Below are 22,078 nucleotides of genomic sequence, written 5' to 3'. Positions count from 1 at the left end.
CAGACTCGGTCATGGCACAGGTCACATGCGGAACACGCCGAAGCGCGTCTGCTGCGGGGGAGCGTTGAGGCTGGCCGACAGGGCCAGGGCCAGTACCCGGCGGGTATCGACCGGATCGATCACACCGTCGTCCCACAGCCGCGCACTGGCGTAATACGGGTGGCCCTGCTGTTCGAACTGGTCGCGGATCGGTGCCTTGAATGCATCCTCTTCTTCGCCCGGCCACTGCCCGCCCTTGGCTTCGATGCCATCACGCTTGACCGTGGCCAGCACGCTGGCCGCCTGTTCGCCGCCCATCACGCCGATGCGTGCGTTCGGCCACATCCACAGGAAGTTGGGCGAGTACGCGCGGCCGCACATGCCGTAGTTACCGGCACCGAACGAGCCGCCGATCACCACGGTGAACTTGGGCACCTTGGCGCAGGCCACCGCCATCACCAGCTTGGCGCCGTCCTTGGCGATGCCGCCCTGTTCGTACTTGCGACCGACCATGAAGCCGGTGATGTTCTGCAGGAACAGCAGCGGAATGTTGCGCTGGGTGCACAGCTCGATGAAGTGCGCGCCCTTCAGTGCGGACTCGGAGAACAGGATGCCGTTGTTGGCGATGATGCCGATCGGATAGCCATGCAGATGGGCGAAGCCGGTCACCAGCGTGGCGCCATAGCGCGGCTTGAACTCGTCGAAACGCGAACCATCGACCAGCCGCGCGATAACCTCGCGCACGTCGTAGGGCTTGCGCGTATCTGCCGGGATCACCCCGTACAGTTCGTGCGCCGGCAGCAGCGGTTCTTCCACCGGCTGCAGCGCCATCGCTGCTTCGGGCTTGCGCCAGTTGAGCTGGGCGATGATCGCGCGTACCCGTGCCAGTGCCTGCAGGTCGTTGTCGGCCATGTGGTCGGCCACGCCGGAAATACGCGTGTGCACGTCGGCACCGCCCAGCTCTTCGGCCGTCACCACTTCACCGGTAGCCGCCTTCACCAGCGGCGGGCCACCGAGGAAGATCGTGCCCTGCTCGCGCACGATCACCGTCTCGTCGCTCATCGCCGGCACATAGGCGCCACCGGCGGTGCAGCTGCCCATCACGCAGGCGATCTGCGGAATGCCCTGCGCCGACAGGTTGGCCTGGTTGTAGAAGATGCGGCCGAAATGATCGCGGTCGGGGAACACTTCATCCTGCAGCGGCAGGAAGGCGCCACCGGAATCGACCAGGTAGATGCACGGCAGGTGGTTCTGCTCGGCGATCTCCTGCGCGCGCAGATGCTTCTTCACCGTCACCGGGTAGTAGGTGCCGCCCTTGACCGTGGCATCGTTGGCCACGATCACGCACTCCACGCCACTCACGCGGCCGATGCCGGCAACCACGCCAGCGGCGGGCACGGCATCGTCATACATGCCGTGCGCGGCCAGCGGCGCGATTTCCAGGAAGGCGCTGCCCGGATCGAGCAGGGCATCGATGCGGTCGCGCACCAGCAGCTTGCCGCGTGCGGTGTGCTTGGCGCGCGCCGCTTCGCTGCCGCCAAGGGCGGTGCGGGCGAGGGTGGCGTGCAGGTCGTCGACTACTGCCTGCATCGCCGCGCGGTTGCTTTCAAACGTATCGCTGCCCGGTTGCAGCTGGCTGCCTAGGATGCTCATGGGGTGCCTTACAGGGTGCGCTGGAACAGTTCGCGGCCGATCAGCATGCGGCGGATCTCCGAAGTGCCGGCGCCGATTTCATACAGCTTGGCGTCGCGCCACAAGCGGCCGGTCGGGTATTCGTTGATGTAACCGTTGCCGCCGAGGATCTGGATCGCCTGGCCGGTCAGCCAGGTCGCCTTCTCGGCGGCGTACAGGATCGCGCCGGCCGCATCCTGGCGGGTGGTGCGGCCCTGGTCACAGGCGCGTGCTACGGCATACACATAGGCGCGGCAGGCGCCCAGGCCCACGTACATGTCGGCGATCTTGGCCTGGATCAGCTGGAAGCTGCCGATCGGCTCACCGAACTGGTGGCGTTCGTGCACGTACGGCATCACCACGTCCATCGCTGCAGCCATCAGGCCCAGCGGGCCGCCGGACAGCACCACGCGCTCGTAGTCCAGGCCGGACATCAGCACGCGCACGCCGCCACCGACCGCGCCCAGCACGTTCTCTTCCGGAATCTCGCAGTCCTGGAACACCAGTTCGCAGGTGGGCGAGGAGCGCATGCCCAGCTTGTCCAGCTTCTGCGCGGTGGAGAAACCCTTCATGCCCTTTTCGACCAGGAAGGCGGTGATGCCCTTGGCACCGGCCTCGACGTCGGTCTTGGCGTACACCACCAGCACGTCGGCGTCGGGGCCGTTGGTGATCCACATCTTGTTGCCGTTGAGCACGTAGCGGTCGCCGCGCTTGTCTGCGCGCAGCTTCATCGACACCACGTCCGAACCCGCACCCGGTTCGCTCATCGCCAGCGCACCGATCTTGGCGCCGCTGCACAGGTCCGGCAGGAAGCGCTGCTTCTGCGCCTCGGTGCCGTTCTTGCGCAGCTGGTTCACGCACAGGTTCGAGTGCGCGCCGTAGGACAGGCCGATGCCACCGGAAGCACGCGAGACTTCTTCCATCGCCACCACATGGGCCAGGTAGCCCATGCCGGTGCCGCCGTATTCTTCTTCCACGGTCAGGCCCAGCAGGCCCTGCTCGCCCAGCTTGGGCCATAGTGCCAACGGGAACTGGTTGGTCGCATCGGTCTCGGCCGCGAGCGGCGCGATCTCGGCAGCGGCAAAATGGGCCACGCTCTGGCGCAGCAGGTCGATATCTTCGCCGAGGTCGAAGTTCAGGGATGGCACGTGCATTGCGATGGCTCCACGAGGGAAGGTGGGGAATGGACGCACCCGGAAGGGGGAAGCGGGCAGCTGTTCACAGCAGCAGCCCGCGCGGGCGATTGGACCCCAGCGTAGCGGGGTTCGGGTAAGAAGTGAATACAAATTCAAAAATTGAAACCAGACTCAGAACATGGCCTATAAACGCTCAGCATTGATGGAAGAACGCCTGGCCGGGGCCCGTGAACGGATCCTGCTGGCCACCCGCGAACTGGTCGCCACCGGCGGCTGGCGCAACGCGCCGGTAACGGCCGTGGCAACCCAGGCTGGGGTCTCCACCGGCTTGATCTACCGCCACTTCCCGTCCAAGGCCGAGCTGTTCGTGGAAGTGCTCAACGCCGCCGTGGCCCACGAGGTGGCGATCATGGAGCGCATTGCCAGTGCGCCGGAGCCGGCCAGCGTGCGCCTGCGGCAGGCCATCACCGCCTTTGTCCGCCGCGCCCTTGCCGGTCCGGGTCTGGCCCACGCCTTCATCGTCGAGCCGGTGGACCCGGACGTGGAAGCCGAGCGCATGCGCGGCCGCCGAGCCTTCGGCGACGTGTTCCTGCGCCTGGTGGAAGAGGGTGTGGCGGCCGGTGAACTGCCGGCGCAGGACGCGCACGCTGCCGCCGCTTGCCTGGTGGGTGCCTTCACCGAAGCGATGGTCGGCCCCACCGCGCCCAGCCGCGAAGCGCACCGCGACGAGGACGCGCTGGTCGAGGCCATCTGCAGTTTCTGCCTGCGGGCTGTTGGCGCAGGGTGATGTCGCCATTGCGGGTGCCGGGCGGCTTCTGCCGCGCTGCGCGCTCGCCGGGCGCTACCCGCATGCGGCCACGGCCGCATGCTGCGCCGCACCAGCCCTGACGCCTGTTGTCGGGCGCGGCGTGCGTTCTATACTCGGCCCATCACGCAGTCGCTCAGCCGTGGTCCAACGACTATCAGCCAGGGGTAACGAAGAGTGCGGAATTACGATCTGGAGTTCCTGAAACGCTTCTCCATGGTGATCGCGCTGTTGATGGCCATCACCCTCGGTCTGATCCTCCTGGCCGCGTTCATCCACACCCGGATTCCGCCCGAGGTGTCACCTACCGCCGCCAAACGCACCGAACAGCGCATTTCGCCCACCGGCGCGGTGTACGCCGGCAGCACCGGCGCGGCCGCGCAGGCTGCAGCGCATGCCGCCGCGCTGGCCAAGGCCGCCTCGCAGGTGGCCTACGGCGGTACCAAGGACGGCAAGGTGATCTTCGACAACCTGTGCACCGCCTGCCACACCACTGGCGTGGGCATGGCGCCGACGCTGGACCACTCGCACTGGGACAAGCGCCTGGCGCAGGGCAAGGACACTCTCTACAAGCACGCCATCGAGGGCTACACCGGCCCTGACGGCGGCATCATGCCGCCCAAGGGCGGCAACCCGGCGCTCACCGAGGAGCAGATCCACGCCACCGTGGACTGGATGCTGGGCAATCTGAAATAGCGCGCGGCCGCATCCACGCATGGCGTGGATCTACTGCGGATACGCGTGCCCGCTCAGGTGGCCGGCAACCACGTATCGCACAAAGGTCATGAGGTTGCCGGCCAGCGGCCGGCACTCCCTTTGCCCACCAAGGCCGAAACCCCGCTGCGCAGGCGGGGTTTCGCATTTCAGGGTTAGTCTGTGCGCCTCTTCCGTGGAGTCGTCTGTCGATGCGTCGCCGTTCCCTCGCCCTTGCCCTGTCCCTGCTGCTGCCGGCATCCGCTTTCGCCCAGGCCCAGCCGCAGGTTGCGCCGACCCCGGCGCCCGCGCCGCGCAGCCCGGCCACCGTCACCCTGGCCGCCGCGCCGGCCGACTGGCGTGCACTGGAGGGCCAGCACGTGCGCATCGCCGCGCCGCTCACCCTGGCCGGCACCGATGGCCTGGAACGCTTCGGCCAGCTCACCGTCGCCTTCGATGGCCGCCTCTGGCAGCCGACCGAAGTAGCCGTGCCCGGCAGTGCCGGTATCGAACAGGTGATGGTCGACAACCAGCGGCGCCGCTTGGTGCTGGACGACGGGAGCGATGCACGTGACCCGGCCAGCGTCGCCTATCTGCCGGGCAACCCGGTGCTGCGTACCGGCATGCAGCTGCGCAACGTGGAAGGCACCGTGCGCGTCGATGCGCAGGGCCGCCCCAGCCTGCAGGTCGACGGCACGTTGAAGCTGCCGGAACTGCAGCGGCCGGCCGTGCCGAGCGTGCCCGGCAGCCTGCATATCGCCGCCTTCAACCTGGAGAACTTCTTCAATGGTGACGGCCAGGGCGGCGGATTCCCGACCCTGCGCGGCGCGCGCACGCTGGACGAGCACAAGGCGCAGGTCGGCAAGCTGGTCGCTACCGTCAACGCGCTGGGCGCCGATATCGCCGCGCTGATGGAACTGGAGAACGACGGCTACGGCCCGCAGTCGGCCATCGCTGAACTGGTCAACGCACTCAACGCCGGTCTCGCGGCCGACAAGCAGTGGGCGTTCGTCGATGCCGGTGAAGGCCCCGGCAGCAATCCGATCCGCGTCGGCATCATCTACCGCAGGAGCGAATTCAAACCGCTCGGCAAGCCGCTGACCAAGCTCGACGGCCCCTTCGTCGAACACAGCCGCGCGCCGCTGGCACAGGCGTTCCAGGGCAAGGGCGCACCATTCATGGTGGTCGCCAACCATTTCAAGTCCAAGGGCTGCCGCGAGGCCAGCGGCGCCGACGCCGACCGCAATGACGGGCAGGGCTGCTGGAACGCCACGCGTGTGGAATCGGCCAGGCAGCTCAACACCTGGGTGCAGGCCGAAGCCGCGCGCCTGAAGGTGACGGACGTGGTGCTGATGGGCGACTTCAACGCCTACGCCATGGAAGATCCGATCCGCACCCTGCACGACCTGGGCTGGCAGGATGCCTTCAAGGTAGCGAAGGTCGAACAGCCCTACAGCTACGTCTACAACGGCTATACCGGTCGCCTCGATCACGCGCTGCTCAGCCCGACGATGGCCAAGCGCCTGCGTGGCGCTGCCGAGTGGCACAGCAACGCTGACGAGCAGGACGCCAGCGGCTACCAGGGCCGCAACGTGCAGGGCCCATGGCGCAGCTCCGACCACGACCCGCTGCTGCTGGGCTTCGACAGATAACCTGGCGCCGGGGTCGGATCCCATTCCCACGGAATGGGCTCTGATCCCAGGCATCACTTACCCCCAGGCGATCAAACCAATCGCCAGCACCGCCAGCGCCAGGCCGGCGCGGTTCCAGCGCGTGGTCGCCTCGCCGAAGGCGAACACGCCCACCAGCGCACCCAGCACCACCACGCCGATGTTCATGCCGGCGAACACGGTGGCCGGGCTTTCCGGCATCGACTGGTGCGCATGTACGTAGAACAGGATATTGCCGCCGTTGAGCAGGCCCAGCAGCGCGCCGGCACCGAGGTTGCGCCAGGCCAGACGGCTGCGCCCACTGAAATGCCGCCACAGCTGCAGCACCAGCATCAGTACGAAGGCCACGCTGAAACTGGCCAGCACCGCCGCCATCGACGGCGTGCCGGACAGCGCCACCTGCTTCAGCAGCACATCCACCACTGCGAACCCGGCCCACACGCCCAGCAACCAGCCCCAGCCACCGGCGGAAGCGGCCACTGCAGGGCCGCGTGGACGCAGGCTGATGGCCACCATCGCCAGCAGGCCCAGGCCAAGCCCGGCCAGCTTCCACGGCGTGGCGGTCTGCCCGAAGAACAGGAATGCCGCTGCCAGCGACAGCAGCAGCGACAACCGCTGCGCCACATCACTGCGGACGATGCCGGCCACCGCTACCGCGCGACCCAGCACCAGGAAGATCGAGGGCAGCACCACCGCCAGCGCCAGCAGTGACACCCACGGTGCATGCGGTGCGCGCAAGGCATCCAGCGGCGGCTGCAGCACCACTGCCGTCATCGTCGCGGCGACCAGATAGTTCCAGGTCACCATCTGCGCAACATCCAGCTGGCGGCGTCCGGCCACCTTCAACAACACCGAAACCAGCACACTGCAGATCACGGCCAGGGACAGGTAGAGCATGGGGCGGGCACAGGGCAGCGGCGGGGGACGCTATCATGGTGCCATGCACAAGCCCTCGTTCCCCGTCGCCCCCGGCGAAACCGCCTGCATCTCACTGGAAGGCCCGGTTGGCCCGCTGGAAGTGCTCGTCGACCTGCCCAAGGCCGATGTGCCGGTGCAGCCGATCGTGGCCGTCATCTGCCATCCGCTGTCCACCGAAGGCGGCACCCTGCACAACAAGGTGGTCACCATGACCGCCACCACCCTGCGCGAGCTGGGCATCGCCACGGTGCGCTTCAACTTCCGCAGCGTCGGTGGTTCTGCCGGTGAATTCGACCATGGCGTGGGCGAGCAGGAGGACCTGAAGGCCGTCACCGCCTGGGTCCGCCAGCAGCGTCCCGACGACCGCCTGTGGCTGGCCGGCTTCAGCTTTGGCGCGTTCGTTTCGCTGAAGGCCGCTGCCGAACTGCAGCCCGAAGCGCTGATCTCGATCGCGCCGCCGGCGGGCCGTTGGGACTTCGACGGCATCGCGCCGCCGGCGCGCTGGCTGGTGATCCAGGGCGAGCAGGATGAAATCGTCGACCCGCAGGCCGTCTACCAGTGGCTGGACACCCTCGATGCGCCGCATGAGCTGGTGCGCATGCCGGACACCAGCCACTTCTTCCACCGCAAGCTGATCGACCTGCGCGGCGCGCTCACCCACGGCGTCAAGCATTGGCTGGGCACGGCGGCATGAGCGAGGTGGAACTGACCCCGACGCAGCGCTACGCGGTCGGGGTGGAACGCGGCGATTGGCAGAACGACCCGGCCCAGCATGCGGCCCTGGCCGAGCTGGACCGGATCCACCTGGCCCTGGTGGACAGCGCCGAGGACGGCTGGCTGGACCGCCTGTCCTCGTTCTGGAAGAAACCCGAGCCGGTCAAGGGCCTGTACTTCTGGGGCGGCGTCGGCCGCGGCAAGACCTTCCTGGTCGACCTGTTCTACGACGGCCTGCCGATCAAGCAGAAGTACCGCACCCACTTCCATCGCTTCATGCGCAGCGTCCACGAGCGCCTGCGCGAGCACCAGGGCCAGAGCGACCCGCTGGCGAAGATCGCCCAGGAATGGCGCAGCAACCTGCGCGTGCTGGTGCTGGACGAGTTCTTCGTCACCGACATCGGTGATGCCATGCTGTTGGCGCGCCTGCTGGAGCGGATGTTCGCCGAGGGCGTGACCCTGGTCACCACTTCCAACACGGCGGTGGAAAATCTGTACCTCAACGGCCTGCAGCGCGAGAGCTTCCTGCCGGCCATCGGCCTGCTGCAGCGCTACTGCGTGGAGCTGTACGCCGAGGGCACCGAGGACTACCGGATGCGCGCGCTGACCCGTTCGCCGGTGTACCGCGCGCCGCTGGCCGCCGACAGCGACGCCTGGCTGGCCACGCGCTGGGGCGAACTGAGCGGCGGCCAACCGGCCAAGGCCGGCAACATCGAGATCGAGAGCCGCAAGATCCCGGTGCGCGCGCGTGGCAAGAGCATTGCCTGGTTCGACTTCGCCGCCCTGTGTGAAGGCCCGCGTGGGCCGTCGGATTACATCGAGATCGCGCACGAGTTCAACACCGTGCTGCTGGGCGGCATTCCGGCCTTCGACCGCCTGAATGAGGATGCCGCGCGCCGCTTCGTCAACCTGATCGACGAACTGTACGACCGCCACGTCAACCTGGTCTGCACCGCCAGCACCTCGCCGGTAGAGCTGTACACCGGTACACGCCTGCAGGGCGCGTTCGAGCGCACGGCCTCGCGCCTGATCGAAATGCAGAGCGCCGAGTACCTGGGCACCCCGCACCGGGCGTGAGGGGTAGTGCCGGCCGCTGGCCGGCATCCGCTCGATGCATCCAGGCCCTTGGGCTGCCGGCCAGCGGCCGGCACTACCCGGTGCTGCCCGTCCACCGGCTGCCCACTGGCTGCCCACCACCTATCCACAGACTTGTCCCTCGCCTGCATGGCCCTGTCATGTGAAGCTGTCATTGTTCCGCTGGTGGGGCGCTGATTACCGCCACCACGACGCTTTTCGGGCTTGACTGCGCAGCCCGATCCAGCAGGTCCAAAGCGTCCAAACCGGGCGCCGATGGCACGATCCTTGCGGCGCAAGGGATTGCCGAATTTCACTACATTTGGCGTTGACGGACCCCACTACCCCCACTATCTTGTGGCTGTCGGTTGTGGGGACCCCAAGCCGCCGGGTCCATGGAAGGGATCGCCGGAGCCTCCGGTGATACGCCCTCCATGCCCGCAGCGGCACCGGTCAGCACTGCCAGCAGCAGCCACAGGCGCAGGTCTCAATTCCTGCGACACCGGTCTGCCACCCTGGGGTGTCACGTCCCGGGCCGCGTCATCCGATGCACCGAGCCACCATCCATCACGCCAAGAGGACACACGCCGTGACCACCGAGACCAGCGCCACCATCGAGAAGGAAAGCGAATTCCTGTTGACGTCGCCGCCGACGTCCAACGCGATGAGTGTGACCAAGCGCAATGGCACGACCGAACTGGTGGATCTGAACAAGATCGTCCGCGCGGTGCAGCGTTCCTCTGAAGGCCTGCACGCCGTCGATCCGATGCGCGTGGCCACCCGCACCATTTCCGGCCTGTACAACGGCGCCACCACCCAGGAGCTGGACGAACTGTCCATCCGCACCGCGGCGCTGCTGATCGGCGAAGAACCCGAGTACGGCCGCCTGGCCGCGCGCCTGCTGGCCAACTTCATCGCCAAGGAAGTGTCCAACCAGGAAATCCACGCGTTCTCGCAGTCGGTGGGTCGTGGCCACGAAGTGGGCCTGATCAACGACCGCCTGCTGAACTTCGTGCAGACCAACGCACGCAAGCTCAACGATGCCATCGACATCTCGCTGGACCTGAACTTCGATTACTTCGGCCTGCGTACCCTGTACGACCGCTACCTGCTGCGCCATCCGCACACCCGCAAGGTGATCGAGACCCCGCAGCAGTTCTTCCTGCGCATCGCCAGCGCGCTGAGCGAAGACGTGCCGGAAACCCTGGCGCTGTACAAGCGCATGGGCAACCTGGACTACCTGCCGTCCAGCCCGACGCTGTTCAACTCCGGCACCACCCACGAGCAGCTGTCCTCGTGCTTCCTGCTGGACTCGCCGCAGGATTCGCTGGAATCGATCTATTCCAAGTACGGCGACATCGCCCAGCTGTCCAAGTTCTCCGGCGGCATCGGCGTCAGCTACACCCGCGTGCGTTCGCGTGGCTCGCTGATCAAGTCGACCAACGGCCATTCCAATGGCATCGTGCCGTGGCTGAAGACCATGGATTCGTCGGTGGCTGCGGTGAACCAGGGCGGCAAGCGCAAGGGCGCGGCCTGTGTGTACCTGGAAACCTGGCACGCCGACATCGAGGACTTCCTCGAGCTGCGTGACAACACCGGCGACGAATCGCGCCGTGCGCACAACCTGAACCTGGCCAACTGGATCCCGGACCTGTTCATGAAGCGTGTCGAATCGGACCAGGAATGGTCGCTGTTCGATCCGCGCGTGGTGCCCGAGTTCACCGACCTGTTCGGCGAAGCCTTCGAGGCCGCCTACCTGCAGGCCGAAGCACAGGGCAAGGCCAACCGCACCATCTCCGCACGCAAGCTGTACTCGCGGATGATGCGCACCCTGGCCGAGACCGGCAACGGCTGGATGACCTTCAAGGACAAGTGCAACCGCGCCAGCAACCAGACCCTGCGCGCTGGCAACGTGATCCACCTGTCCAACCTGTGCACCGAAATCCTGGAAGTCACCTCGGCTGAAGAGACCGCGGTGTGCAACCTGGGTTCGATCAACCTGGGCAATCACTTCGACGGCAACGGCGAGTTCGATTTCGACAAGCTGGCCGACACCGTGCGCCTGGCCGTGCGCCAGCTGGACCGCGTGATCGACCTGAACTTCTACCCGATCGAATCGGCACGTCGCGGCAACCTGCGCTGGCGTCCGGTCGGCCTGGGCTGCATGGGCCTGCAGGACGTGTTCTTCCGCAAGCGCCTGCCGTTCGATGGCGCCGAAGCCCGCGCGCTGTCGAAGAAGATTGCCGAGACCATCTACTTCCACGCGCTGGAAACCTCGGTGGAACTGGCCCAGGAACGTGGCAAGCATCCGTCCTTCGCCGACACCCGTGCGGCCAGCGGCGAGCTGCAGTTCGATGCCTGGAACGTGGTGCCGGAAGATGCCGCACGCTGGGATGCCCTGCGTGAGCGCATCAAGGAACACGGCCTGCGCAACTCGCTGATGATCGCGATTGCCCCGACCGCGACCATCGCGTCCATCGCCGGCTGCTACGAGTGTGTGGAACCGCAGGTGTCCAACCTGTTCAAGCGCGAGACCCTGTCCGGTGACTTCCTGCAGGTGAACCGCTACCTGGTGAACGAGCTGAAGAAGCTGGGCCACTGGACCCCGGAAATGCGCGATGCGATCAAGCTGGCCGACGGCTCGATCCAGGCCATCACCCAGATCCCCGAAACGCTGCGCCACGTCTATCGCACCGCGTGGGAGCTGCCGATGCGTTCGCTGATCGACATGGCCGCCGACCGTGGCGCCTTCATCGACCAGTCCGCCTCGCTCAACCTGTTCATGGAAAGCCCGAGCATCGGCGCGATGTCGTCCATGTACATGTACGCCTGGAAGCAGGGCATCAAGACCACCTACTACCTGCGTTCGCGTCCGGCCACCAAGATCGCCAAGACCACGGTCAGCCACGTGGCCAGCGTTGCACCGGAAAAGGTGTTCAGCCCGGAAGAGGCCATCGCCTGCTCGCTGGAGAACCCGGAAGCCTGCGAGGCCTGCCAGTAATACGCGGCACCGCCGCGTGGTAGTGCCGGCCGCTGGCCGGCAACCCCGGCCGATGATCATCACCCACGGTAGCGCCGGGCCATGCCCGGCCGCTCACCCAGGAATTCAAGGAAACACCCATGGCCGACAAGCCCAAGCAGATGCTGCTCGATCCCGGTTTTGAACTGACCCTGCGCCCGATGCGCTACCCGCAGTTCTATGACATGTACCGGAACGCGATCAAGAACACCTGGACGGTGGAAGAGATCAACTTCCAGATCGACATCAGCGACCTGCACAGCAAGATGTCGCCGGGCGAGCGTCACCTGATCCACCGCCTGGTCGCGTTCTTCGCCACCGGCGATTCGATCGTGTCCAACAACCTGGTGCTGAACCTGTACCAGCACTTGAACGCGCCCGAAGCGCGCATGTACCTGTCGCGCCAGTTGTATGAAGAAGCGCTGCACGTGCAGTTCTACCTGACCCTGCTGGACAACTACCTGCCGGATCCGGACGAGCGCGTCAAAGCCTTCGCCGCGGTGGAGAACATCGACTCGATCAAGAAAAAGGCCGATTTCTGCTTCAAGTGGATCGACTCGATCCAGGACCTGAAGCGCATCGAGACCCGCGACGAGCGCCGCCAGTTCCTGCTCAACCAGATCTGTTTCGCTGCGTGCATCGAAGGCCTGTTCTTCTTCGCCGCGTTCGCCTACGTGTACTACTTCCGTTCGCGCGGCCTGCTCAACGGCCTGGCCTCGGGCACCAACTGGGTGTTCCGCGACGAAAGCGCGCACATGGAATTCGCCTTCGAGTGCGTGGACGTGATCCGCGAGGAAGAGCCGGATCTGTTCGACGACAAGATGAAGCAGGATGTCTACGACATGCTGGCCGAAGCCATCGAGTGTGAAGTGCAGTTCGCCGAGGACGTGCTGTCCGGTGGCGTGGCAGGCATTTCCACCCGTGACATGCGCCAGTACCTGCAGCACTGCGCCGACAACCATTTCCATCGCCTGGGCATGGAGCGCAAGTACAACGTGCGCAACCCGCTGAGCTTCATGGAACTGCAGGACGTGCAGGAACTGACCAACTTCTTCGAACGCCGCGCCTCGGCCTACCAGGTGGGCGTGAAGGGCGAAGTCGCCTTCGACATGAACTTCTGATCGAACCGGTCAGGACTGTCGCAACGAGAAACCCCGGCCAACGCCGGGGTTTTTCGTTTCCACGGCATGGCCTGGCGCTACCGCCGCCCATCCACCGCCATGCGCACGGCCAACCCGGCCAGCACCATGCCCATGAACCACCGCTGCACCGCCTGCCAGGTGGGACGCGCAGCCAGGAAGCCGGCAATGCTGCCGGCCATCATCGCGATGATGCCGTTCACGCTCACGCTGACCAGCAGCTGGGTGGAACCCAGCACCAGCGACTGCATCAACACGCCGCCTTCGCTGTCCGGGTGCAGGAACTGCGGCAGCAGGGACAGGTACATCACCGCCACCTTCGGATTCAGCACATTGGTCAGGAAGCCCATCGCAAACAGCTTGCGCGGGCCGTCCACCGGCAGGTCGCGCACCGCGAACGGCGAGCGGCCGCCCGGCTTCAACGCCTGCCAGGCCAGGTACAGCAGGTACAGCGCGCCGCCGATGCGCAGCGCGTCGTAGGCGAACGGCACGGTCATCAGCAGCGCGGTGATGCCCAGCGCCGCGCACAGCATGTAGAACACGAAGCCCATCGCCACCCCGCCCAGCGAAATCAGCCCGGCCACGCGGCCCTGGCAGATCGAACGCGAGATCACGTAGATCATGTTCGGCCCAGGTGTCAGCACCATGGCCAGCGAGACAAGGGCGAAGGCCAGCAGGTCGGACGTGGCGGGCATGGTGGGTTCACGCAGTGGGGGTGCCGAAGTGTAGCGCCGCCTGCACGCCACCTGCCTTAAAATCCGTCTTACCCCACACCCGAACCGCCCCCATGACCCCCATTCCCGAGACCGTGCCGCCGACCGAAGTGCGCATGGCCGAAATCGTCTTCCCCAACCACACCAACCATATGGGCACCCTGTTCGGTGGCCAGGCACTGGCATGGATGGACAAGGCCGCCTTCCTGGCCGCCGCCCGCTACTCGCGCCGCACCGTGGTGACCGCGCGCAGCGACCAGGTCGATTTCAAGCTGCCGATCCGCATCGGCCAGATGGTGGAGACCATCGGCCGCATCGTCGAGGTCGGCCGCAGCTCGATGAAGGTCGAGGTGGAGCTGATCGCCGAGGATCTGCACAGCGGCGAGCGCAAGCTGTGCACCCGCGGCCACTTCGTGATGATCGCGCTGGGCGAGGATGGCCACCCGGTGACCGTGCCGCAGCTTCCCGGCGCGCCGGCGGCCTGAGCCCGTGCTTGCGGGGGCGCCCGCGCGCCCCCATCTGGCTGCCATGACCCTGCCGCTCACCGACTTCATCGACCGCGCCCAACGCCTGTTCGTGCTGACCGGCGCCGGCTGCAGCACCGCTTCGGGCATTCCCGATTACCGCGATGCCGATGGCCAGTGGAAGCGCACGCCGCCGGTGACCTACCAGGCCTTCATGGGCGAGGCCGCCACCCGCCAGCGTTACTGGGCGCGCAGCCTGCTGGGCTGGCCGCGCTTCGGCCAGGCCCGGCCCAACGGCACGCATCAGGCGCTGGCCGCACTGGAGGACAGCGGCAAGCTGCAGGTATTGCTGACCCAGAACGTGGATGGCCTGCACCAGCGTGCCGGCAGCCGCAACGTGATCGACCTGCACGGCCGCCTGGATCTGGTGCGCTGCATGGGCTGCGAACGTCGCAGCGAGCGTGAGGGCTTCCAGCAGCAGTTGCTGGACGCCAACCCCGGCTGGGAATCGCTGGAGGCCGGTATCGCGCCCGACGGCGACGCCGACCTGGAAACCGACTTCTCGACGTTCGCGGTGCCGGACTGCCCGCGCTGCGGCGGCCTGCTGAAGCCGGACGTGGTGTTCTTCGGCGAAAACGTGCCGCGTGAGCGTGTGGATGCCGTGCACGACCACCTGCAGCAGGCGGATGCGGTGCTGGTGGTGGGCTCCTCGCTGATGGTCTATTCCGGCTTCCGCTTCGTGCAGGCCGCAGCCAAGGCTGGCCTGCCGGTGGCCGCGCTGAACCGTGGCCGCACCCGTGCCGACGACCTGCTGCAGTTCAAGGACGAGCGCGATTGCGCCGAGGCGCTGGCCGGCTGGACCACGCGCTGAGCCAAGCATGGGCTCGGCTGCGCCTTCCCACGAAACAGCGATCTACCCACACGGTTGATCTATCGGCCGTACAGCGGTGCAATACGTCCCCCCTTTGATACACCCCCCACTGCCGTGAGCCAGCTGTTTTCGCCGATCTCCTTCGGCCCCCTGACCCTGTCCAACCGCATCGTCGTCGCGCCGATGTGCCAGTACTCCGCCGAAGACGGCCGCGCCAGCGACTGGCACGCCATGCATCTGGGCAACCTGGCGCAGTCCGGTGCGGGCCTGCTGATCCTGGAGGCCACTGCGGTCGAAGCGCGCGGCCGCATCAGCTGGGCAGACCTGGGCCTGTGGGATGACGGCACCGAAGCGGCATTGGCGCAGGTGCTGGCCAGCGTTCGCCGCTGGTCGCCGATGCCGTTGGGTGTGCAGCTGGCCCATGCCGGCCGTAAGGCCTCTACGGCGCGCCCGTGGGATGGCGGTGGCCAGCTGCCGGCCGACGATGCGCGTGGTTGGGCCACGGTCGCACCGTCGCCGCTGCCGTTCCATGCCGCCGATCCGGCGCCGCAGGAACTGGACGAGGCCGGCATCGCCGAGATCGTTGCTGCCTTCGCCGCCAGCGCGGTGCGCGCCGAGCGCCTGGGCTTCGAGCTGATCGAGATCCATGCCGCGCACGGTTATCTGCTGCACCAGTTCCTGTCGCCGCTGAGCAACCGCCGCACCGATGGCTACGGCGGCTCGCTGCCGAACCGGCTGCGGATGCTGGTGGAAGTGTTCGACGCGGTGCGTGCCGCGGTGTCGGACAAGGTGGCCGTGGGCGTGCGCATCTCCGCCAGCGACTGGGTCGAGGGCGGCTGGGACATCGTGCAGAGCGAGGCGCTGGCACAGGTGCTGGACGCGCGTGGCTGCAATTTCCTGCACGTCTCCAGTGGCGGCCTGCACGAGCGCCAGAAGATCAGCGTCGGCCCCGGCTACCAGGTGCCGTTCGCGGCGGCGATCAAGGCCAAGAAGGTGCGCATGCCGGTGATCGCGGTGGGCATGATCACCGAGCCCGAGCAGGCCGAATCGATCCTGCGCCACAACCAGGCCGATGCCATCGCGCTGGCCCGCGGCATCCTGTACGACCCGCGTTGGCCGTGGCACGCCGCTGCTGCGCTGGGTGACAGCGTGGTGCCGGCGCCGCAGTACCTGCGCTGCGAGCCGCGCGACGCACGCGGCGTGTTCAGTCCGCGCTGAGCATTACACCTGCCAGGCCGGCGGCAGGCCGGCCTGCAGGTGCTCGAACAGCGCGCGGATCTTGGCGGTGAAATCGCGGCGGTCGCTGACGCAGAAATAGACGTCCATCGGTTCCGGCTGCCAGTCGGTGCCGCAACCGAACACCGCCTGCAGGCGCCCGTCGCGCAGGTACGGTTCGGCCACGAATGCCGCCAGCCGGGTGATACCGGCACCGGCGGCGGCCAGTTCGGCCAGCGCATCGATGTCATCGCAGACCATGCTCGGCGGCAGTGCTGCGTCCACGCGTTGACCGTCTTTCAGCAGGCCCCAGCGCAGTGGCCGGCCATCGGTGGGGAAGCGGTGCAGCAGGCCGCGATGGGCGGCCAGCTGCGCCGGCTCCAGCGGCATGCCGTGTGCCTGCAGGTACGCAGGCGATGCGCAGAACACGAACGGAATGCGTGCCAAGGGCCGCGCCACCAGCCCGTCCTCCAGCTGCGCGCCGATGCGGATGCTTGCATCCACCGCCTCGGCACCGTGCTGCACGGCGCGATCGGTCAGGCGCAGTTCCAGCTGCAGCTGAGGGTAGCGCTGCTGCAGTGAGGGCAGCAGCGGTGCCAGCACGTGCCGGCCGAACGCGCTGCTGCTGGCGATGCGAAGGGGCCCGGCCGGTTCCACGTCGCCGGTGACCATGGCCTGCGCGCGGGCGAGGTCCGCTTCGAGATGCCGCACCTGTGCCAGGTACACCGTGCCGGCCTCGCTCAGCGCCAGTTGGCGCGTACTCCGGTTCAGCAGGCGCACGCCCAGGTGGGCTTCCAGGCGGTTGATGTTCTGGCCCACGGCGGTGGCGCTGATGCCAAGGGTGCGTGCCGCAGCGGCAATGCTGCCGGTCTCTGCGGTGCGGGTGAAGCTGCGGATGAGCTGCAACAGGTTCATGACCGACCAGCTTGCCATGCGGAAGGCCAAGTATCGCTTGGGTCTGTACCAAGCAGTCGGTTGCATCGGTGACCATCGTCCACCGCGCAACGATGCTGCCCTACACTCGGGCAATGCGCCCCGATTCCATCCTCACCCTCTCCTGTCCCGACCGCACCGGCATCGTCTACCGCGTGTCGGGCCTGTTGTTCGACCACGGCTGCAACATCCTCGACGCCCAGCAGTTCGGCGACGAGGAGAGCGGTCGCTTCTTCCTGCGCGTGCACTTCGACCGCGATGCGGGCCTGCCGCTGGATACCGTGCACAACGCGATGGCTGCACTGGCAGCGGACTTCGGCATGGACTGGCAACTGCATGACGGGCGCCATCGCCCACGGCTGCTGGTACTGGTCAGCAAGCAGGGCCATTGCCTGAACGACCTGCTGTTCCGTGCACACAGCGGCCAGCTGAAGGTGGACATCGCAGCGGTGGCCTCCAACCACGCGGACTTCGCAGCGCTGGCGGCGTCCTACCAGGTGCCGTTCCATCACTTGCCGGTGAACGCCGACACGCGCGCGGCGCAGGAACAGCAGATCATCGATCTGGTCGAGCGCGAGCGCATCGATCTGGTGGTGCTGGCGCGCTACATGCAGATTCTCTCGCCCATGCTGTGCCGTGCGCTGGCGGGCAGGGCAATCAACATCCACCACAGCTTCCTGCCCAGCTTCAAGGGCGCGCAGCCGTACCACCAGGCGCACGCGCGCGGGGTCAAGATCATCGGCGCCACCGCGCACTACGTCACCGAAGACCTGGACGAAGGTCCGATCATCGAACAGGACGTGGCCCGCGTGGACCACGCGATGACTCCCCGCGAGCTGGTGCGGCTGGGCAGCGATACCGAATCGCAGGTGCTGGCGCGGGCGGTACGCCGGCACGTGGAGCACCGAATCCTGCTCAACGGGCACCGCACGGTGGTGTTCAGGTAGCGCTGGCGGTTCCCGGGATGGCACAAGGCAATTGCCCGCGATGCGCCCGTTGTTGCTCCAATGGTCTGGGGCAGGTAGAGCGCACGCCATCAATGTGTTCCATCAGCCCTTTGGGAATGGACGACCACATCGGATCCAGAACGAAATCGACTCCTTCACGCCGGGCAAGCTTCGCGGCCGGCACGAAGTCAGCATCACCCGCCATCAGAATGATCTGGCGGACCTGACGCTTGAGGGCGAGTGACGAGATATCGATGCCGATGCGCATATCCACGCCTTTCTGTCGCACATTCGGTTGCAGCTCGTCGGCCTGAAGATCGCCGAACGTTCGCTTTCCCTTGAGCAGGTCGTCGAAGGTTCGTGACCCGGTCGTCCACGAACTGAAGTCGGTGAGATGGCCAAGACGCAGGGCGACCTTCCGCTTCTGCTTCAGTGCCTCGTGCAGGCTGGTTCTGAACAGCGCTTCGTCGGATCGCGAATAGTCGATGCACAAACCGGAAATCGGGTTGTGCATCTTCTTGCGCAACGGCGGGCAGTCGTAGAAGAAGATGCGATAGAGGTCCCGTCGCTCGCCACTTGCATGCTTCAGATGGGCGATGGCCCATCGGTGGGCGACCTCGGCGGCGCGTTGAGCGTTGTAAGCGTTGTGGGGCTCGATGCGGCGAAAGCGCTTGATGAAGTAGCCGCCATCAATGAGAACTGCCGTCGGCATACCTTTGCCCTCCTGGCTTCATCCAATGAAAAGCCCTCGGTTCGGCCGTCCCGCGATCTGTTGGGGGGCGTACTGGGAGGGCTGGATGGCTCGATTCTGCAGGTTGCGAATCAGGCACACAAGCGGCAGAGGCGACATGCTGCTTACAGGACCGCAATCCTCGCTTTCGCCAGGGCCTCGCGCACCATGCCGTCGTTGGCATCGGTCACCGGGCGGGTCAGCTCCCACAGGAACTTCACCCGGAAGCCGGACTTCACCGCGTCCTGCGCGCTCCACAGCACACAGTAATCGCGCGCCAACCCGCACACGTGCACCTCGCGGATCCCTCGTTCGTGCAGCCAGCCGGCCAGTCCGGTCGCCGGGCGCGTGCCGTCGGGGCCGTGGTTTTCGCGGAAGGCGCTGTACGAATCCACCTGCTGGCGCGTGCCTTTGCGCAGGATCAGGTCGGCCACGGTCCAGTCCACTCCCGGGTGCAGTGCGGCGCCCGCGCTGCCCTGCACGCAGTGGTCCGGCCACAGCGTCTGCGGCTGCGCGTGCAGCAGGATGGCTTCAAAAGGCAGATGCCCCGGATGCTGGCTGGCAAACGAGGCATGGTCGGCCGGGTGCCAGTCCTGGGTTGCGACCACGGTGCGGTAGCGGCGCTCGGCCAGCAGTGCCGTGATCGGCGCCACCAGCGCATCGCCCTCTTCGCAGGCGAGGGCGCCACCGGGCATGAAGTCCGGCTGCAGGTCGATCACCAGCAGGGCGACGTCAGCGGGCAGGGCGGTCATGGCAGGTCCGGCACAACGGAAGAAGGGCGACCAGCGTGGCCGCCCCTCGCGCGCACGTCAATCGCCGCTGGCGGCGTCGTTGTCCTGCCCGTAATACAGCAGGCCGATCTTGATGCGCTCGCGGCCATTCTCGCGGCGGTGGCGGTTGGCATCGCGCAGCGAATATACGCAGCCACAGTATTCCTGCTGATAGAACTGCTCGCGTTTGCTGATCTCGACCATGCGGCTGGCACCACCACCCTTGCGCCAGTTGTAGTCCCAGTACTGCAGGCCTTCGTAGTGCGAGGCGGCGCGCACGCCGCAGTCGTTGATCTGCGCCATGTTCTTCCAGCGCGAGATGCCCAGCGAGGAGCTGATGGTGTCGTAGCCGTGTTCATGCGCGTACAGCGCGGTGCGCTCGAAGCGCATGTCGAAGCACATCGTGCAGCGGATGCCGCGTTCGGGTTCATTCTCCATGCCACGCGCACGGCTGAACCAGTTGTCGGTGTCGTAGTCGCAGTCGATGAAGGGAATGCCGTGCTGTTCGGCGAAGCGGATGTTCTCCTGCTTGCGCAGCTCGTATTCCTTCACCGGGTGGATGTTGGGGTTGTAGAAGAAGATCGCGTAGTCGATCCCGGAGGCGGTGATCGCCTCCATCACTTCGCCCGAGCACGGCGCGCAGCACGAATGCAGCAACAGGCGCTGGCCGTCGTCGGGAAGGGTCAGGGTGGGGCGTTGGAGCTCGGTCATCGTCGGGTGCGTCTGGGCGTGGGCAACGGGTCTGGCCGGAAACCGTGAACAGGACGCGCGCGGCCACGCAGCCTGCACGCGCAGGACGACGATGGCCCCGGCAACCTCCCCGCGGAGATTCCAGGTCGAGTCAGGGGACGGTCGAGTCCCCCGGCCGGGGCCGGTATTCGGGCTGATGGACACGGGCCGCAGCCCACCTACTACCTGCCGCTTCCCAGGCGCGAGCCCAGTGCTGTTGGCAGGATTCGTTTCCATTCACCGCTGCGGGGCAGCTCCGGAATGGGCGCGCGAGGCGCCTTCACCGGATTCCCGTTTAAATCCCTGTCGTCATCCAGACCACGGCAGGGATACCTTCGGCGCGCCCACGGTGGACGCGTTGACGGCGCCGGTCAAGGCCCAGGGGCCGGATCCCGTTGCCCCGCAACAGGCTCTGACACCCAGCTGGATCCACGCCATGCGTGGATGGGTCCTCAACGCTGGGCAGCGGCCCGCGCGCGGATGTCATCCAGGCGCTGGTCGTGCAGTAGTCGGCCGTTCTCCCACACGGTCACCATCGCATCCTCGAAGCCGGCCGGAAGGGTGTCATCGCCACCGGCCGGCAGCGGCACCGTATGCAGGCTGCCGTCGTCCAGACGGCGCAGCAGGCGCATACGGCCGCGCTTGCTGGCCTTGCCGGCATCGGTGACCGGATCCTTGTAGACATCGATCCAGTCACCGTCCACCCGCGCGGCCGAGCACTTCAGTGCGAACTTCTGCGTATCACGGTCCAGCCGCTGCAGCAGCGCGCCGCCCATGCCGAAGGCCACGTTGTCGGCCGAGTAGCCATCATCGGTGGTGCGCTGCAGGATCGCGCGGATCGTATCCGGGTTGATGCCATCGCCCTGGATGACGCGGACATGGTTGAGCACCTTGTAGCCCTTGCCGTTGATCGTGTGACCGAACGCGGCATCCAACCGCAGCAGACTCTCGGCGACCACCTCGACCGGGTCGCCAGAATCCGGGCGGATGACCAGGGTGGCGCCGGAAGCGATCACTTCCTCGCGCAGGGTGGTACCCCAGTGTTCGCTGATGGCACGGTAGATGTCATAGCTGTCCGACACCACCGCTACGATCGCACCGGGCGTGCCGAACTGGCGCAGCATGTTGCGGTACGCATCCACTTCGCGCTCGCGGCCCCAGCTGGTGATGGTGCTGTGCTCGGCGGCCGGAATCGAATAGCCCGCCATCGGCGCGTGGTAGTGCGCACGTGCAAGGCACAGCGCCGACACCGTATCGGTGCCGAGGAAGTTGACCAGGTGCGCGGCACCGCCAAGTGCGGCAGATTCCAGGCTGGAGACGCCGCGTGCGCCGAAGTCGTGCAGCTTGAACGGCAGCTGCCCCTGCGGGTCATCGCTGGTCTGCTGCAGGAAGCCGGCGATGGTCTGCCGCGCATGCCAGCTGATGGTCGCCACGGTGACCGGGTACCACACGCGCAGCAGCAGGGTTTCCAGGTAGGACGGCACCCAGAAGGCGGCGGGGTCGGTCGACTCGATGGTCATCAGTGCCTGGTGCGTGGGCACCACGCTGCCTTCGGGTACGGCGCGGATGCGTACCGGCAGATGGCCGCCGAGACGGTCGACGATATCGCGCCAGCCGGCTTCGTTGAACGGTTCGCCATGCGCGGCGAACAGCGCTGCGGCGTCATCGATGTCGGCGTGGGTGACGGGCCGTGCCAGGGCATCCTTGAGGATCGCCTGCAGGCCGAAGAACACCGTGCGATCGTGCAGGCCGCCGCGTGATTCCACGTAGAAGAACGTGGCGTCGGTACCCGGCGGGTACTGCAGCCAGTGGCTGGCCTTGTAGCTGTCGGTGTTGAGGAGAAGGTTATCGAGGTAATGCATGACGGAAGCTCCTTCGCGTCGAGTGG

Annotated in this window: 20 protein-coding genes and 1 riboswitch; of the genes, 11 read left to right on the top strand and 9 right to left on the bottom strand. The window is 66.7% G+C overall.

The features are described from left to right. Positions 1-21: 21 nt before the first annotated feature. Both H3005_RS14495 and H3005_RS14490 read right to left on the bottom strand, forming a co-directional pair. Entirely contained in the window at positions 22-1,632 is a 1,611-nt protein-coding gene (locus H3005_RS14495; protein WP_100554410.1) for a carboxyl transferase domain-containing protein, read from the bottom strand. Positions 1,633-1,640: 8 nt separating this feature from the next. Next, positions 1,641-2,804: an isovaleryl-CoA dehydrogenase gene (locus H3005_RS14490; RefSeq protein WP_089241527.1), complete on the bottom strand. Its 1,164-nt coding sequence runs from the start codon at positions 2,802-2,804 to the stop codon at positions 1,641-1,643. Positions 2,805-2,964: 160 nt separating this feature from the next. Between H3005_RS14490 and H3005_RS14485 the strand changes: the two genes are divergently transcribed. From H3005_RS14485 to H3005_RS14475, 3 genes are all read left to right on the top strand, one after another. Further along, positions 2,965-3,573 (top strand): TetR/AcrR family transcriptional regulator, encoded by a 609-nt coding sequence (locus tag H3005_RS14485; protein WP_089241525.1) that lies wholly within the window; start codon positions 2,965-2,967, stop codon positions 3,571-3,573. Positions 3,574-3,768: 195 nt separating this feature from the next. Next, a complete protein-coding gene (locus H3005_RS14480; protein WP_088100772.1) occupies positions 3,769-4,287 on the top strand; it encodes a c-type cytochrome in 519 nt (172 codons plus the stop codon). Positions 4,288-4,496: 209 nt separating this feature from the next. Beyond that, on the top strand, positions 4,497-5,936 hold the full coding sequence (locus tag H3005_RS14475; RefSeq protein ID WP_191078475.1) for an ExeM/NucH family extracellular endonuclease: 1,440 nt from the start codon (positions 4,497-4,499) through the stop codon (positions 5,934-5,936). Between the two features lie 57 nt (positions 5,937-5,993). Here the strand turns inward: H3005_RS14475 and H3005_RS14470 are convergent, their stop codons facing one another. Continuing rightward, entirely contained in the window at positions 5,994-6,851 is an 858-nt protein-coding gene (locus tag H3005_RS14470; protein WP_191078474.1) for an EamA/RhaT family transporter, read from the bottom strand. Between the two features lie 43 nt (positions 6,852-6,894). Here H3005_RS14470 and H3005_RS14465 point away from each other — a divergent pair, with 43 nt between their 5' ends. From H3005_RS14465 to H3005_RS14450, 4 genes are all read left to right on the top strand, one after another. Beyond that, a complete protein-coding gene (locus H3005_RS14465; RefSeq protein ID WP_191078473.1) occupies positions 6,895-7,566 on the top strand; it encodes a CocE/NonD family hydrolase in 672 nt (223 codons plus the stop codon). Beyond that, entirely contained in the window at positions 7,563-8,663 is a 1,101-nt protein-coding gene (gene zapE, locus H3005_RS14460; protein WP_191078472.1) for a cell division protein ZapE, read from the top strand. The genes H3005_RS14465 and zapE overlap by 4 nt, the downstream gene beginning before the upstream one ends. 586 nt (positions 8,664-9,249) lie before the next feature. Then, entirely contained in the window at positions 9,250-11,661 is a 2,412-nt protein-coding gene (locus tag H3005_RS14455; RefSeq protein ID WP_100554414.1) for a ribonucleoside-diphosphate reductase subunit alpha, read from the top strand. A 119-nt stretch (positions 11,662-11,780) separates the two neighbouring features. Next, positions 11,781-12,800 carry a ribonucleotide-diphosphate reductase subunit beta gene (locus tag H3005_RS14450; protein ID WP_089241511.1) on the top strand — a complete coding sequence of 340 codons (1,020 nt, stop codon included), beginning with the start codon at positions 11,781-11,783 and terminating at the stop codon, positions 12,798-12,800. Positions 12,801-12,877: 77 nt separating this feature from the next. Here the strand turns inward: H3005_RS14450 and H3005_RS14445 are convergent, their stop codons facing one another. Then, on the bottom strand, positions 12,878-13,513 hold the full coding sequence (locus H3005_RS14445) for a LysE family translocator (protein WP_100554417.1): 636 nt from the start codon (positions 13,511-13,513) through the stop codon (positions 12,878-12,880). A gap of 92 nt (positions 13,514-13,605) precedes the next feature. On the opposite strand from H3005_RS14445, the gene H3005_RS14440 reads away from it, so the two are divergent. The 3 genes from H3005_RS14440 (at position 13,606) to H3005_RS14430 (ending at position 16,084) form a co-directional block, all read left to right on the top strand. Further along, complete coding sequence (locus H3005_RS14440) at positions 13,606-14,016, top strand: acyl-CoA thioesterase (RefSeq protein ID WP_089241503.1); 411 nt, start codon at positions 13,606-13,608, stop codon at positions 14,014-14,016. Between the two features lie 43 nt (positions 14,017-14,059). Further along, complete coding sequence (locus H3005_RS14435) at positions 14,060-14,866, top strand: NAD-dependent protein deacetylase (protein ID WP_191078471.1); 807 nt, start codon at positions 14,060-14,062, stop codon at positions 14,864-14,866. Positions 14,867-14,980: 114 nt separating this feature from the next. After that, complete coding sequence (locus H3005_RS14430) at positions 14,981-16,084, top strand: NADH:flavin oxidoreductase/NADH oxidase (protein ID WP_191078470.1); 1,104 nt, start codon at positions 14,981-14,983, stop codon at positions 16,082-16,084. A gap of 3 nt (positions 16,085-16,087) precedes the next feature. Here H3005_RS14430 and H3005_RS14425 read toward each other — a convergent pair whose 3' ends face one another. Continuing rightward, positions 16,088-16,996: a LysR family transcriptional regulator gene (locus H3005_RS14425; protein WP_191078469.1), complete on the bottom strand. Its 909-nt coding sequence runs from the start codon at positions 16,994-16,996 to the stop codon at positions 16,088-16,090. Between the two features lie 113 nt (positions 16,997-17,109). Between H3005_RS14425 and purU the strand changes: the two genes are divergently transcribed. Then, positions 17,110-17,961, top strand: coding sequence for a formyltetrahydrofolate deformylase (purU, locus tag H3005_RS14420; protein ID WP_191078468.1), 852 nt, complete (start codon positions 17,110-17,112; stop codon positions 17,959-17,961). Here purU and H3005_RS14415 read toward each other — a convergent pair. From H3005_RS14415 to H3005_RS14400, 4 genes are all read right to left on the bottom strand, one after another. Next, positions 17,954-18,673, bottom strand: coding sequence for an NYN domain-containing protein (locus tag H3005_RS14415; RefSeq protein WP_100554422.1), 720 nt, complete (start codon positions 18,671-18,673; stop codon positions 17,954-17,956). The genes purU and H3005_RS14415 overlap by 8 nt on opposite strands. Positions 18,674-18,816: 143 nt before the next feature. After that, a complete protein-coding gene (gene pncA / locus H3005_RS14410; protein WP_100554423.1) occupies positions 18,817-19,443 on the bottom strand; it encodes a bifunctional nicotinamidase/pyrazinamidase in 627 nt (208 codons plus the stop codon). Between the two features lie 57 nt (positions 19,444-19,500). Continuing rightward, positions 19,501-20,172, bottom strand: coding sequence for an epoxyqueuosine reductase QueH (locus H3005_RS14405; RefSeq protein WP_191078467.1), 672 nt, complete (start codon positions 20,170-20,172; stop codon positions 19,501-19,503). A gap of 140 nt (positions 20,173-20,312) precedes the next feature. Then, positions 20,313-20,528, bottom strand: a riboswitch (cobalamin riboswitch). 114 nt (positions 20,529-20,642) lie between these two features. After that, positions 20,643-22,052: a nicotinate phosphoribosyltransferase gene (locus H3005_RS14400; RefSeq protein WP_191078466.1), complete on the bottom strand. Its 1,410-nt coding sequence runs from the start codon at positions 22,050-22,052 to the stop codon at positions 20,643-20,645. Between the last annotated feature and the right edge of the window lie 26 nt (positions 22,053-22,078).

It is taken from the genome of Stenotrophomonas sp. Br8 (assembly GCF_014763005.1).
In the GTDB taxonomy this organism is placed as follows: Bacteria; Pseudomonadota; Gammaproteobacteria; order Xanthomonadales; family Xanthomonadaceae; genus Stenotrophomonas; species Stenotrophomonas lactitubi.
This window is presented reverse-complemented; position numbering and strand designations above follow the sequence as displayed.